General features: G+C 51.6%; 13 protein-coding genes. 6 read left to right on the forward strand and 7 right to left on the reverse strand.

From position 1 onward, the window contains the following. The first annotated feature begins 441 nt into the window (after positions 1 to 441). Both BMX44_RS03905 and BMX44_RS03910 read left to right on the forward strand, forming a co-directional pair. Positions 442 to 1785, forward strand: coding sequence for a SulP family inorganic anion transporter (locus BMX44_RS03905; protein WP_090628301.1), 1344 nt, complete (start codon positions 442 to 444; stop codon positions 1783 to 1785). A 296-nt stretch (positions 1786 to 2081) separates the two neighbouring features. After that, positions 2082 to 2492: a universal stress protein gene (locus BMX44_RS03910; protein WP_090628303.1), complete on the forward strand. Its 411-nt coding sequence runs from the start codon at positions 2082 to 2084 to the stop codon at positions 2490 to 2492. A 70-nt stretch (positions 2493 to 2562) separates the two neighbouring features. Here BMX44_RS03910 and BMX44_RS03915 read toward each other — a convergent pair whose 3' ends face one another. Then, positions 2563 to 3843, reverse strand: a complete 1281-nt coding sequence (locus tag BMX44_RS03915; RefSeq protein ID WP_090628304.1) for a sensor histidine kinase — start codon at positions 3841 to 3843, stop codon at positions 2563 to 2565. Then, positions 3830 to 4585 (reverse strand): response regulator transcription factor, encoded by a 756-nt coding sequence (locus BMX44_RS03920; RefSeq protein ID WP_281246240.1) that lies wholly within the window; start codon positions 4583 to 4585, stop codon positions 3830 to 3832. The genes BMX44_RS03915 and BMX44_RS03920 overlap by 14 nt, the downstream gene beginning before the upstream one ends. 244 nt (positions 4586 to 4829) lie before the next feature. Between BMX44_RS03920 and BMX44_RS03925 the strand changes: the two genes are divergently transcribed. The 4 genes from BMX44_RS03925 (at position 4830) to BMX44_RS03940 (ending at position 9446) form a co-directional block, all read left to right on the forward strand. Then, complete coding sequence (locus BMX44_RS03925; protein WP_090628306.1) at positions 4830 to 5282, forward strand: c-type cytochrome; 453 nt, start codon at positions 4830 to 4832, stop codon at positions 5280 to 5282. Positions 5283 to 5343: 61 nt separating this feature from the next. Further along, on the forward strand, positions 5344 to 6675 hold the full coding sequence (locus BMX44_RS03930; RefSeq protein ID WP_090628307.1) for a cbb3-type cytochrome c oxidase subunit I: 1332 nt from the start codon (positions 5344 to 5346) through the stop codon (positions 6673 to 6675). 9 nt (positions 6676 to 6684) lie between these two features. Further along, on the forward strand, positions 6685 to 7506 hold the full coding sequence (locus BMX44_RS03935) for a CbbQ/NirQ/NorQ/GpvN family protein (protein WP_090628308.1): 822 nt from the start codon (positions 6685 to 6687) through the stop codon (positions 7504 to 7506). Between the two features lie 5 nt (positions 7507 to 7511). After that, a complete protein-coding gene (locus tag BMX44_RS03940) occupies positions 7512 to 9446 on the forward strand; it encodes a nitric oxide reductase activation protein NorD (RefSeq protein WP_090628309.1) in 1935 nt (644 codons plus the stop codon). Between the two features lie 126 nt (positions 9447 to 9572). On the opposite strand, the gene BMX44_RS03945 is transcribed toward BMX44_RS03940, so the two are convergent. The 5 genes from BMX44_RS03945 to BMX44_RS03965 all read right to left on the reverse strand — a co-directional run bounded on the left by BMX44_RS03945 (position 9573) and on the right by BMX44_RS03965 (position 14725). Beyond that, the gene (locus tag BMX44_RS03945) at positions 9573 to 9941 is read right to left on the reverse strand and encodes a VOC family protein (RefSeq protein WP_090628310.1); all 369 of its coding nucleotides are present in this window, start codon (positions 9939 to 9941) and stop codon (positions 9573 to 9575) included. A gap of 86 nt (positions 9942 to 10027) precedes the next feature. After that, entirely contained in the window at positions 10028 to 10744 is a 717-nt protein-coding gene (locus BMX44_RS03950) for a glutamine amidotransferase-related protein (protein WP_090628311.1), read from the reverse strand. 37 nt (positions 10745 to 10781) lie between these two features. After that, on the reverse strand, positions 10782 to 11945 hold the full coding sequence (locus BMX44_RS03955; protein ID WP_090628314.1) for an iron-containing alcohol dehydrogenase: 1164 nt from the start codon (positions 11943 to 11945) through the stop codon (positions 10782 to 10784). Positions 11946 to 11955: 10 nt separating this feature from the next. After that, positions 11956 to 13347, reverse strand: coding sequence for an aldehyde dehydrogenase family protein (locus BMX44_RS03960; protein ID WP_090628316.1), 1392 nt, complete (start codon positions 13345 to 13347; stop codon positions 11956 to 11958). A 4-nt stretch (positions 13348 to 13351) separates the two neighbouring features. Next, positions 13352 to 14725, reverse strand: a complete 1374-nt coding sequence (locus BMX44_RS03965) for a glutamine synthetase family protein (protein WP_090628319.1) — start codon at positions 14723 to 14725, stop codon at positions 13352 to 13354. Positions 14726 to 14839 lie beyond the last annotated feature (114 nt).

A 14839-nucleotide genomic window follows, 5' to 3' on the forward strand; every position in this document is an offset into this window, starting at 1 on the left:
CAATAAACAGCCTGAACAGCTTATGAATTTATTTTCAGGAGTTATATGCCGGCCAAGGCACTAACATACCCGTAAAAACAAATCTGATGCATATTGCGCGTGCCGAACCATCAGTACTGGGGGGGTGAATGTTCAAGATACCGGACTGATAAAACGGCATTGCAACCCGATATCCGGTAGAATGAATTGCGGTTAAAGACACGAAAAACATCCCGTGTCACCGTGATTTTTCCGACTGTAATTCGAGCTCGCGACTGGCTCCACAAGCTCATAAATATCGAATTTTATGCAAATATAATCGATTGATAATTAACAGGTTTAACAAAACGTTAACATTCAGTTTGCATTGCCTTAACGTTATCTATGTTAATAGTTGGTTAAAAGTTGATTGCTTGAATAAAGCAATTTTCAATCTTTACCAAACTGGAGAAAGAGTCAAAAATGAATACGCAAACTGAAAGCAGGCCATCTGCGAGTGGCCAACAAGTACCTGAGGCTGCACCTGTAACATCAAAAGGTTCAGCTGCTTTTCAAGCACAATATTTTCTGCGCGATACCGCCGCCGGTCTGATTACCGGCGCCATGGCAATACCACTGTCTATCGGTATTGCCATCATGTCCGATTATCCGATCAAGGTTGGCCTGGCGACCGTCGCCTTTGCCTGCCTTGTTGGCTGGATCAATGCATGGTTCAAACCAGGGAATTTTATCGGCGCTCCCGGAATCGCAGCCGGCCTGGCACCCGTACTGGCGTTGGGTGTTGCAACTTTTGGCTGGGAAAACATGGCATTCTGTATTTTCCTGACGGCCTTCATGCAGGCCATTATCTGGAAATTCAACTGGCAGCGATATCTGCTTATTGCCGTACCCGTTTACCTGGTTGAAGGCTTACTGGCCGGCGTGGGTTTGAAAATCCTGTTGAAGTTTTCTGAATTCACCTACGAAATACCCGAAGAAGCTGTTGCAGCGGAATTCTGGAATGGTGCGCGAATTCAGATGGTCATGATTTCAGCTGTTGGATTGGGTCTGTTCCTGTATCTCTTCTCAAAATTCAAGGATACCCAACCGGCAATTCCTTACTTTGTATTGATTATCGGCGGCGTGTTGCTGGCCCAGTTTGTCAATGTACCGATGATATTCGTAGAAGATATCGATCTGCATATCAAGCTGCCACTGCCTGAATCGGACGTCACGATAACGCTGTTGATCATGATGTTTTTATTTTGCGCGATGCTGGCCATCGTTGACGTCATCGAACAGGTAATGAGCAATGCTGCAATCGAAAAAATTGATCCGCTCAATCGCAAAACCAATAGTAACAACAGCCTGCTTGCTATATGGATCGCGAATATGGGTTCCAGCTTTTTTCATGGCATGACCAATCTGGACGGTTTGGCAAAAAGCACAACCAATAAACTGGCTGGCGCCATGACGAAATTTTCTGTGCTGGTTATTGGTTTTGTGGTGTGCTTTTTTACATTCAATACGCAGTACCTGGATTTTCTACCTAAATTCGCGCTTGCAGCGATCATGATGTTTACCGGGTACAAAATGGTAGCCGGGCTGGCCCATGTCACGCATTATGGTCCATACGCGTTAATGCTTTCGTTTATTACCGCAGGGCTGGTATATCTGGTGGGTATTTTCGAAGGTCTGCTGATCGCTATGGCTGTCCATGGCGGCGTTCATTTCATGGTCTATACCAAGCATGACAAGATGCCAGGCAGAGCGGTTGTCAAACGTTATTTTGATAACCTGAAGAATGACAGCAGCAACCTGCAATAGAAGTTGCTGCACTCTTTCCAGACTATGTCATATGTAGCTGTTGTTTACTCCTGACCGGTGGAACTGACCAGTACAATGCACTGTGAGAAAGCGTACCAAAATTATAAGAATACGCAGATACTCAGTTAAAATTGCCTGATCAGCCCATCGGTTAACAATCCCCAATTCCGATTCAACTGCAAACTGCTGACATAGTCTTTTTTTTCCTCCATTATCCATTACCGGTTATTGTTTTGCACGTAAATTTTTGATAGCTTAGATTTCGGTGATTTCATTTCGCGTTTAGGAGTTCAGATATGTACAAAAAAGTTATGGTAGCAGTCGACGGCAGTGAAACGGCCAGTCAGGCGCTGACAGAAGCAGAAAATATTGCCAATACGTATGATGCTATACTTTGTATTGCCCATGCAGTCCAGGGAGATACGGAAGCGGACAAACAAACCGGTACAGACATCCTTGAAAAAGCCAAATCATCAGCTGGCGCACAGAAAATAGAAACCCGTCTGGTACAAGCTAATATTGAATATGGTTTGAATGGCATTGCCGAAGCTATTGCCGATGCTGCAGCCGACTGGGAAGCGGATTTACTGGTCGTCGGTACAGCCAATCGTCGCGGACTGGAACGCTTTTTTGTGGGTTCTGTCGCAGAACAGCTTGTTGCCAAAGTCAGCGCATCCATACTTCTGGTGCGTCCCCAGTCTACATAAAAAAACCAGACGCGATTTGTGCTCCGTATATAATCCACTCCACCAGTCTCAAAGGAGACTGGACGGCTTCTCAATCTGAGAAAGTGACCGTGAACTGAGAACCCTGGTTTTTCTTGCTTTGAAAGGAAACGCGCCAATTATAACGTTCACAGATACGCTGTACAATCGCCAGCCCTAATCCGATTCTGTCAGTCTTTCCTGTATTGCTTATTACCCGTCCCTTGAAAATTTGCGCTTGCGTAGGCAAGTCGATGCCAACACCGGTATCGCTGACTGTAAGCTGTTTTTTTGTCAATACCACTTCTATCATACCCTGATCGGTATAACGAAATGCGTTCCGTACCAGATTGGCCACCAGCACGCTAAGAATCCCCGGATGCGCCACCACATTCAATGCTTCCTTCGCTTTCACGATGACATCTACCGGTTTATTTCCCAGCCAAACGCGTTGTTGTTCAATTACCTTGTCAACTATCGGGGCCATGTCACAGCTGATGTGCGATTTTGTCGAGTCATCATTGATTTGTGCAAGTATCAGAAACGTATCGATCAATTCTGAAATTTCGCCGACAGCGCGCTGGATCCGTTGAATTCTGGCATTTTCCGGTGCCGACAATCCTGTTTTACTGGCCAGTACTTCTGCCGCCATGCTGATACTGGTAATGGGTGTTCTCAATTCGTGACTGACGTTGCTCGCAAACTCTTTCTCCCGAACCAGCAATTGCTGCAATTGTTCATGATAATGCTGCAGCTTGCGCGCCAGCACACCGACTTCGTCATCTCCAAACTCAGTCATATCCAAAGACTCGCCGGGTTGATTTTTGAACGCCATCACCTGATAAGCAAGCTTCTTGATAGGCTGGAACACATGATTGGCGACTCCCAGCCCTATCACAAACGCAATGATCAATGTGATCAAAGCACACAACCATACCAGTCGAATAAAATCCCGCTCGCGTTGATGGATACTGGTATCGTCGAATTGCACGATATAGCGCAGGTTATCAGCATGCGCGATCAAAACCCGGTAATCTCTGTTGTTGTAGGTGACGTCATGTATACCTGGCGGTAGACCGCGCACATGCGCCGGCATACCAGACAGATGATCATCCCGTGACACTGTATGAATCATAATTGTTGAGTGCGAGCGAAATGAATCGGATACATGTTCGCTGCTATCAGTTTGCTGTCGAAAGCCGAAATATTCGGAATACAATATATCGTCGAGCACATTCGTTTCGACAGATTTCAGGGCAATCACCAGACTCACACCGAACATCAGCGTTATGGTCGCGCCAAAAAATAAAAAAGCAAACATGATGCGATGCCTGAGTCGCTTAGTCTTCTGCATACCGGTCCGTTAGCCTGTAACCAAAACCGCGCACTGTGTGTATGAGCGAGTAACCAAACGGTTTGTCGATCATCTGGCGCAAATTCGACAAATGTGTGCGCAAAGCATCACTGTCCGGTGGATTTTCGTGCCAGACAGCGTGCTCCAATTCTTCCCGTTTAATCACCCGATGCGGGTTCTGCATCAGAAACGCAAGTAACCGGAACAACGTTGGATTCAGCGATATATACTTGCCGGCCCGTGACACTTCGTGTGTTTCCAGATCCAGGCACAAATCCCCAACCTGCAACTTGGAAACCGTCGCGTGCCTGGCGCGTTCCGAAAGAACCTTTACCCGTGCTGCCAGCTCTTTCAGGGCAAACGGTTTTATCAGATAATCATCCGTACCCGATTGAAAACCTTCCAGTTTATTGTCCAGTGTATCTCTTGCAGTAAGCATGATTACAGGTACTGTTCGATGCGCGTCCTGACGAAGCCGCTGGCACAGCTCGATCCCGTCTATTCCAGGCAAACCCAGATCCAGAATAATAACATCGTAGTTTTTTGTGATTGCCAGGTGCAGTCCTGTTACGCCATCACCTGCCGCGTCGACTGTATACCCGAGCGACTCCAGATAATCATAAATACTGGCGGCAATGTCCTGGTTGTCTTCTATGATCAGCACATTCATGAGTTTCTGTTGTTGCGCAAAATGTTCCTGTTGACTGATTAATCTTATTTCAAGCAACCATGGATTGTTCATAACCCATACTGTACAGACAATTTAAAATAAACCTGTGTATGCGACAATTCTGTTCATTGGCCCGATATTACTTGTCAACGCTGTTTCTCCGGTGCGAATCACCAGCACCCTTCTCAAACAGGGCAAGATGCGCTAGAATCCATATATATCTTCAAGAATACCATATATCCACCTGATTATTATGGCAATTGAAGACATCTTCTGTTGTACGTTTGCTAACCATTTGTAAACAAAAGGGGGAAGTATGGCAGAGTATTTGACCAAATCGGCGGCACGCAATATTTTCTACGGCGGCACAATTTTTTTTCTGGTGCTTTTCACGATTCTCACGCTGCACAGTCATTACTATATTCAGAATGTTTCAACGGATGAATCCACGCTCACCGAGTCAGTAGCACGCGGCAAGCATGTATGGGAGCGTCACTCCTGTATTAACTGCCACACACTGCTGGGTGAAGGCGCCTATTTTGCACCGGAATTAGGGAACGTATGGGTGCGCTATGGCGGTCGTGAAAGCGCTGAAGGCGCACGCATGGGCTTAAAGGCGTGGATGCGCGCGCAACCGACCGGTGTGCCGGGACGACGTCAAATGCCCCAGTTTAATCTGACTGAACAGGAACTGGATGACCTGATAGATTTTCTCGAATGGACAAGTCGTATCGACACGTTGGGATGGCCGCCCAATGATGCCGGCTGATGGCCAAAGGGTACTCCACACCACAACCGCTCACCGCTGATTTCACTGAGGAGATGCATACATGAAATATCATACTCAGGCGCTTGCCTACCCCTATTTTATTGCCGCACTTGCATTGTTTCTCGTTCAGGTACTTGCAGGCGTGCTGGCCGGCACCGTATACGTTTTTCCCAATTTTTTATCTGAAACCGTCCCGTTTCATATCATTCGGATGATTCATACCAATGCGCTGCTGGTATGGCTGCTGTTAGGCTATTTTGGTGCCAGCTACTTTCTGATTCCTGAAGAATGCGAACGTGACATTCACAGTCCCAAACTGGCCTGGCTGCAGCTTGGTCTGTTTGTGTTCGCCGCGCTGGCGGCGGTCGTTTCGTATCTTTTCGGCATACACGAGGGTCGTGAGTTTCTGGAACAGCCATTATGGGTCAAAATTCTGATGGCCATAGCCTTTATCGTATTTATCTATAATATAACCCTGACCGTGCTGAAGGGGCGCAAGACGGTGGTTTCCATTGTTCTGCTGCTGGGACTGTGGGGCGCGCTGCTGTTCTTCCTGTTTGCATTCTACAACCCGGACAATCTAGCGCTCGACAAACTTTACTGGTGGTGGGTCGTACATGTCTGGGTTGAAGGTGTATGGGAATTGATCATGGCCGCCATGCTGGCATTTCTGTTAATCAAACTGACCGGCGTCGATCGCGAAATCATCGAAAAATGGCTGTATGTCATCGTTGGCTTCTCCCTGTTCAGCGGGCTGCTGGGAACAGGCCACCACTACTACTGGATCGGCACGCCCCAGTACTGGCACTGGATCGGTGCGCTGTTCTCGATTCTTGAGGTGGTCCCCTTCTTCGCCATGGTTCTATGGGCTTTTTATCTGGTATATCAAAGCGGACGTGAACATCCCAACAAGGCGGCCATGCTGTGGAGCCTTGGCTGCCCGGTGATGGCTTTTTTTGGCGCTGGCGTGCTCGGTCTTCTGCACAGTTTTCCGTCGATTAATTTTTACACACACGGCACCCAGCTCACCGCGGCCCATGGCCATCTTGCCTTTTATGGCGCTTATGTCATGCTGAATCTCGCGTTTTTCACCTATGCCCTGCCCGCTTTGCGAAAACTGCAGCCTTATAATCAGGTTATGAATATGTGGAGTTTCTGGCTGATGACCGGTTCAATGACGATCATGACATTCACGCTGGCCTTTGCAGGCGTATTGCAGACACATCTGCAGCGCGTTCTGGCAATGGGCTTTATGGAAATCCAGTCGCAGATCGAACTGTTTTACTGGTTCCGTCTAGGATCGGGCCTGTTTTTCCTGATTGGCGCAATGCTGTATATCTATTCTGCATTCGGATCTGTCCGGGAGCAGGCTGCAGTTGCACGCCGGTCGTAACAACTGCGTATGAACCGAACGCAACCGCAGGATATACACAGTCTGTCAACACAGAATGCCTTGCCGTTTTACAAGCCGGTCGGTCATGAATGTACGGTGTTTGAAATGGCATACCGGCAACGGCTACCATTACTGGTCAAGGGTCCCACCGGCTGTGGTAAAACCCGTTTTATCGCCCACATGGCCGCCCGGCTGGGCCGTAATCTGCATACCGTTTCCTGCCACGATGACCTGACAGCGGCGGACCTGACCGGGCGCTATCTGCTCAAAGGAGGCGAGACGGCGTGGATGGACGGCCCGCTTACTCGCGCCGTGCGCGAAGGGAGCATCTGTTATCTCGATGAAGTGGTCGAGGCACGCAAGGACGTCACCGTGGTCCTGCATCCTCTAACAGACGACAGGCGCATACTGCCGCTGGAAAGAACCGGAGAGATACTGCACGCGCCCGACACGTTCATGCTGGTCATATCCTACAACCCGGGATACCAGAATATTCTCAAATCATTAAAGCCAAGCACGCGCCAGCGCTTCATTTCCCTGAGCTTTGATTTTCCACCGCCGGAAATCGAAACCGGTATTATCGCCTGCGAAAGCGGTCTCCCCGATGAACAGTGTGTTCCTTTGGTCAATCTCGCCAGACAACTACGCGAACTAAAGGAAATAGATCTGGAAGAAGTCGTGTCAACGCGTTTGCTGGTCTATTGCGCGATACTGATAAAAAACGGACTGCCCCCCTGCCAGGCAGCCGAAACCGCGCTGATCGAACCGCTTTGTGATGATCAGGATGTCAAACAGGGGTTGCTTGAACTGGTACGCGCGACATACGGCTAGCGCACGTGAGTCACTGGGATTTTCTTGAACTGGAGGAACTGGTCGGCCGCTGCTGGCATCGGCTTGTCGGCAAGGCCGGCAGCTACCCGGACTATGCGGACGCCGCCGTCTCGCTCGATTCGATCCGCACACCGCTCAGTGTTTATTTCCGTGGACTGGGTGGCGCACCCGGCATTACATTTGCTGTTGCCGCCCGGCAATCGTCAGGACACCGTCTTAAACTGACACAGCGCCTGGGTATCGAGAAAGAATCCATGTCGCTCATCGAAGGCGATTCGGAAAGAATTTTACTGCCTGAAACGGTAGCATACTTTCCTACCCGCGAGCTGAACCGGCGTCTTTATTTCTGGCTGGCTGGCTATTTCGCCGTATCCAGACAACCGGCCTTTACTGAACCGCATGATCCGTTGCAGGCCGATCTCGCTTATCTGCACCACGCTTACCGTACCTGTGCTCAAATCAGCGAACGGTTTCCCGTTCTTGCCAGCGATTATCAGCATCTTTGCGACGCATTAATCGCACAGCGGCCACGGCGCCCGCTGCCCGGGCAGGAACAGGCTGTCGAGAATGTGGTTCGAACGCTGTTGGGGAAGCCGTGTAACGATCCGTTAGCGCATGCGATGTTACAGACAGTCCAACAGTCCACACCCGATTTCAGCCACTGGCAAGCAGCAAAACACTACCAGCCATTTCTGCCAGTCCCGCTCTGGGGAAAAATCCGTTCATCCGTCCTGTCACCTGCTACAGAAAAGGATCATGCCGACCAGGACGGCGGCAGTCAGGACATGCATGACAATCAGAGAAAAAAAGGCCGCAGGGAGCGGTTCGAACAAAGCGAGCGTGATGATCCGCTGCTGTTAAACCGGTTTGAGAAACTCTTCAGCTGGTCCGAAATGCTCAATATCAATCGCGCCGTCCAGGACGACGATGCGGATAGCGCGCAAAACGCCGCCAAAGACATGGAAGAAATCGCGCTCAGCACGCATCAGCGCCCAGCCGCAACCAGACTGAAATTCGATCTCGATCTGGCGCCTGGCGATGTTAACCCATTGTTATTGATTGATGAATTAACCTACCCGGAATGGGACTACCGACGCGCCAGCTATCATGCCAGCCAATGCCGGATCATTTTTCAGCAGGCCGAAGAAAAAGGAGAAACGTGGACGCCGGATCTCCAGACAAGACGGCGCTTTCGCAAAGTTCGTCGTCAATTTGAAGCGATCCGTCCCAGACGCGAGATTTTACGCAACCAGCTGGATGGCGTCGAACTGGACATGGACGCGCTGGTGCGCTCGCAAAGCGATCTGCTTGCCAACGGCAACTGCTCGGACCAGATCTACATGAAATCGCAGCGGCAGGCCCGCGATCTTGCTGTCGCCATCCTGGTGGATGTCTCCCTATCCACCGATAGCTGGATCGGCGGCAGGCGCATTCTCGATGTTGAAAAAGAGGCGCTGGTTACACTGGCAACCGGACTGTCGGCCTGCCGAGACACATTTGCCATCTATACCTTCACCTCGCGCAAAAGAGATTTCGTGCGCATTGCCGCCGTCAAGGATTTCAACGAAGCCTACAACGACAAAACGCTGCGCCGCATCGCCTCATTGCGTCCCGGTTATTACACTCGCATGGGTGCCGCTCTGCGGCACACACAACAATTACTAAACAGTCGCCCCGAACGCAATCGCCTGATGCTGCTGCTCAGTGACGGCAAGCCCAACGATCTGGACTATTATGAGGGCCGGTATGGTATTGAAGATACCCGGCACGCCATTCTCGAGGTGCGTCAGTCGGGACTGTCCGTATTCGGCATCACCGTCGACCGCAAAGCGCAGGATTACTTTCCCTATCTGTTCGGCAAGGGCGGATACACCATCGTAAACCGGCCCGACCGCCTGTCCCAGGTGCTGCCGTTAATCTATCAGCAACTGGTCAGCTGATGACGGCACAACAAAGCATTTACAAACTTCATCACAACATAACTATTTGTAATATCGATGGAATAATTTTGGCAACTGCATTCCATTCACTTTTTTGACAGGTTGATGTACACCAGTATACCCGCATCACTTCATCGAGTGCAGACCGATCATGTTGCCTTCGGTGTCTGCCACCAGGGCAATAAAACCGTATTCGCCGATTGAAAATTTTTCCTTAAGCACCTTGCCGCCGTGTTCGGCTGAGCGGGCCTGCTGGATTGCGCAGTCGTCGCAGGCAAAGTACACGATCGTGCTGTTACCTCCCGCCGTACAGCCCTCCATTTTGACCAGCGCGCCCATGGCGCCGTATGCATTCTGATCGCCGGAAAAACACCATAACTCGACGTCCGGACTACTCAGCTGCTCCAGTTCGCATTCAAACACCGCTTCATAAAAGGATTTTGCTTTTGCCATATCGTCCACATAAATTTCAAACCAACCAACAGGATTCTGCATACAACACCTCCAGTGTTATTCATGGATTAACCCGACCGGCAAAGCCGGCCGGTCGAACAAGCAGTATTTGTATAAAGTTACAGGCATCAGCGACTGGGCGCATTGAAAAAGTTGACCGCCCAGCGCGCGAACAACTGATCATCAAGCGTTTTCTGCAGCGATGCAATCCCCTGCTCGATGCGCTCTGCCGGAATGATGGCGCGGCGGATTTCCATCAGTGCATTGGAGTACGCCTTGATAAACTCCGGGTGCCCCTGAACGCTGAAAAAATGATCGCCACAGGCCAGCATGTAATAGGGGCAGAACGAACTGCCGGCGAGCACGTCGATATCGACAGTCGGCGGCAGCGAGACGACCTGGTCCTGATGACTGGCTATCAGATTCAGCGCCGGTTGCGCCGGCTGCATCCAGGGTCTGGTGTGCAGCAACTGATTGACCGTTACACCGATTCCCCAGCCTTTGTCGGACTTTCTGACTTCACCGCCAAGCGCCTTGATCATTAGCTGGTGACCGAAGCAGATACCCACATACCGCTTTTTCGCCTGGTGCAGCTGACGAACAAAATCTTCCAGACGCAGAATCCACGGATGACCGTCGTTGACGCCGTGACGACTGCCGGTAGTGATATAGGCATCGCATTCATCCAGACTGTCGGGATACTCGAACGCCTGCACGCGAAACACCCGGAACCTGCAGTCCGGCGCTACACCGTCAAACAGATTGGCAATCATCTGCGGATAATCGCCGAATCTCGGTTGCAACTCCTCGCGCACATGGTCACACTGCAAAATACCTACTTTCATACTCGATAGCGTATTGTATTCAAATTAACAACCAACACTAAAGCCTGCCATTGACGGCATCGACAAAAATAGCGCTGTAATGTTCAGCACTAAGGTCGACCGGATTACCGCCTGCAGATGGATCGGCAACAGCCATTTCTCCAATCCGTTCAGCCTGTGACGTATCGATGCCAATCATGGACAGGTTGTGCGGTATGCCCAACTGGTCGCGTAATGCCAGCACCCACTCCATAAAACCGTTAAAAGAATTCGTATCGAGCGCTAAAAAACGGGCTAAGCGTACGATCCGGTTTTCGATTGCCGCCTCATTCGCTTTTAGAATGTACGGCATCAGAATGGCGTTGAGCAGCCCGTGGTGCGCATCGTATAAGGCGCCCAATGAATGCGCGATGGCGTGCATGCCGCCCAGTCCTTTTTGAAAAGCGGTCGCGCCCATCATTGACGCGGACAGCATGTGCGTGCGTGCTTCCAGGTCCTGTCCGTTCGCAAAAGCGGTCGGCAGGTATTGCTTTACCATACGCATGCCTTCCATGGCAATGCCGTCCGCCATCGGATGGTAAAATGGCGCACAATACGCTTCCAGATTATGCGACAACGCGTCCATGCCGGTTGCGGCAGTTATGCTGGCGGGCAGCGACACAGTCAGCTCCGGATCGAGAATCACCTGAATGGGCAGCATTCTTGGGTGAAAAATGATGCGTTTGCGTTGCTGTTCGGTATCGGTGATCACGGACGCGCGCCCCACTTCGGAACCGGTCCCGGCGGTGGTGGGTACGGCAATCACGGGCGCCATGCCCGCTTCGTCCACGCGCTGCCAGTTATCGCCACAATCTTCAAAATCCCACAACGGACGCTGCTGTCCGGTCATCAATGCGACCGCTTTGCCGGCATCGAGCGCCGAACCGCCACCCAGCGCAATAACCCCGTCGTGACCGCCTGCATGATAAGCAGCCACACCATCGGTGACATTCTGGCCTGTCGGATTTCCACGAATGCCGCTGAATATTGCGCAGCATACACCGGCTGTATGGCAGCGGTCGACAATTCCCTGAACAAACGGTAACGCCGCCAGACCCGGATCGGTAACCAGCAGCGGCGCGACCATGCCCTGCTGCTTACAGGCTTCGGGTAACACACCAATACGGCCGCTGCCCAGACTGATTGCTGTGGGGTAATTCCAGTTGGCATGAAAATCAGGCATGATGCGCCTCTTACGGTATGATTTTGATATGAAAAGATTTGGGGCGGGTAAACGCGTTAAAACCCAGTTTCGACAGCGTACAGCCGCGCCCGGTATTTTTAACGCCGGTCCAGGCAAGCTCAGGGTCGAGATAATCGCAGCGATTGGCAAAAAAGGTGCCGGTCTCGATCTGTCGCCCCAGTGCCTCGGCCGCTTCGATATCCCGTGTAAAAACCGATGCAGTCAGCCCGTAAGGACTATCGTTCATCAGCTTTACCGCCTGCGCATCGGAATCCACTTTCATTATTCCGACGACCGGTCCGAAAGTCTCCTCGGTCATCACACGCATGCTGTGATTCACTTCTGTAAGCACCTGTGGCGCCATATACGGCGTATCAATTCTGTCCAGCGGAAAATCCAGTGAATTGATGTGCGCCACGGCACCCTGCGCAACGGCCTCGTTGACCTGGTCGCGCACGAGTGCAGCCGCCCGGGCACTGACGAGCGGTCCCAGCGTGGTTTCAGGGTCGTCGGGACGGCCCAGCCGGTATTGTTGTACCAGATTCACGAATTTCCCGACATAAGACTCATACACAGATGCATGTACATAAATACGCTCGATCCCGCAGCAGGACTGGCCGGAATTGAAAAAAGCGCCGTCGACGGTATTCTCTACGGCATCATCCAGGTCTGCATCTGCGCGGATATAACTCGGGTCCTTGCCGCCCAGCTCCAGTCCGACGCCGATGAAACGCCCTGCAGCCAGTTGTTCAATCCGCGCGCCGACCGATACCGAACCGGTAAAAGCGATGAAATCAACCTGCCCCGACTGAATGACATCTTCTGCAGCCGCATGCGACATATGTAAATACTGAAAAACTCCTTCCGGAATACCGGCCTGCTGAAACGCCTCAAAAATCCGCTCGGCGCATAGCGGTGTTTGCGCGGAATGCTTGAGTATGACCGCATTTCCCGCCAGCAATGCCGGAATAATCGAATTAATGGGCGTGTGCAGCGGGTAGTTCCACGGTGCGATTACCAGTACAGTACCCACGGGCCCGCGGCTGATGTAGCGGATGAAACCGGGTTTGTCGCTGGTCTGTACTGGTGCGAGCGCGCCATCCGCAATGGAGATCATATAGCGTGACCGTTCTGCAAAACTGGCAACTTCGTTAGCGGCATAACGGATCGGTCTTCCCATCTGCCAGCACAGCTCCTCGGCAATCGCCGCTTTATTGGCGACAACTGCTTCGACAGCACGGCTGCATATCGCCTTGCGTTGTTCCAGCGGCGTATCATGCCAGCCTGTTTGCGCATGTTTCGCCTTTGCCAGTGCTGCATGGACCTGTTCGTTACTTGCCAGTCTGCGCTCGACATATACGGAACCGTCGATGGGACTGATCGTTTGTTGTGTCTTTGTCATAGTCTCAGATGATTTCGAAATACCGCTCCAGCTCCCACTCGGTAATATGTTTGCGGAACTGGCGCTCTTCCCATTCGCGCGTCGCCGCAAAGTGGTCGACAAACGCATCGCCAAACAGCTCGCGCGCGGCGGTGGACTGCCTGAGCCGCTGCGCTGCGTCCCATAAAGTCGCAGGCAGCGCCAGATGCGACGGTAACGGATGCTGATACGCATCGCCTTTGACAAACGGATCGTGCTCCCACTGGTGCATGACGCCGTACAGACCGGAAGCCAGCGCCGCGGCCAGCGCTATATACGGATTGCCGTCAGCCGCGCCGATACGATATTCGATACGCTGCGACTTGTCGCTGCCGGGAATCACCCGCAGGGCCGTAGTACGGTTTTCCACACCACAGGTCGCACCGGTCGGCGCCCAGGCGCCCGGAACCAACCGTGTATAACTGTTCACCGTTGGTGCGATCATGGCCAGAAACTCGGGCATCAGGCGCTGCTGACCGGCGAGAAATTGACGCTGGGTTGCGCTCATATGATGCGCCTGGTTCGCGTCATAAAACGCCGAACAACCGTCTTTGCGATGTCGTAGCGACAAGTGGATATGGCCGCTCTGGCCGGGACAGTCCGGCGACCATTTGGCCATGAAGGTTGCCATCAGATCATTTCGCTGTGCCAGCACTTTCATGAATGTCTTAAACAGCGCCGCCTTGTCCGCCGCATCGCCGGCACTGTCCACCGCCAATGCCGCCTCGAGCACACCCGGGCCGGTTTCATCGTGCAGTCCTTCAATCGGAAAGTCCATCGTCTCTGCCATATACAGAACCTGTTCCATAAAGCCGGCATAGACCGAACTGCGCAACACCGAATACCCAAACCACCCCTGCGTCAACGGTTGCAGATTTCTGAAATTTTTTTCGCGTACGCTCTCGGATGTTTCCCTGAACATGAAAAATTCATATTCAAACGCGGCAAACGCATCAAACCCCATGTCGCTTGCACGCTGAATGACGCGTTTAAGCAGATTGCGCGGGCAGATCGACGCTGCCTCCCCTGCAAATTCACAGATAAACAACAACGTGTTTTCTTCAAACGGAATCTCTCGGCAGCTGTCAACGACAATACGCACCGGCGCATCGGGGTAACCGGTGTGCCAGCCCGTATAGGCAGTGTTGTCGTAGAGCTGGTCCTTTGAGTCCCAGCCCAGCACCACGTCGCAGAACGCAAGCCCGTCTTCCAGCGACGCGAGAAACTTGTCCGCACTGAGATATTTACCGCGCATCACACCGTCGATATCGAAGATGCCGATTTTGACATGCGACAGATTGCGTTCATTAACAATCTGCCGCGCGTCCTCAATGGTTTTGACTTCTCTGGGATTTAACATGGCAACCTCAACTGGTTTTCAACGTATCCTGTCAAAATGTACTGTTTAACATTCACACGGTAACTGTCTACCCTGCCCCTGGGCAATAGCGTACACACAAATCCATCGATAATA

This window comes from Nitrosomonas marina (assembly GCF_900110145.1).
GTDB lineage: Bacteria > Pseudomonadota > Gammaproteobacteria > Burkholderiales > Nitrosomonadaceae > Nitrosomonas > Nitrosomonas marina.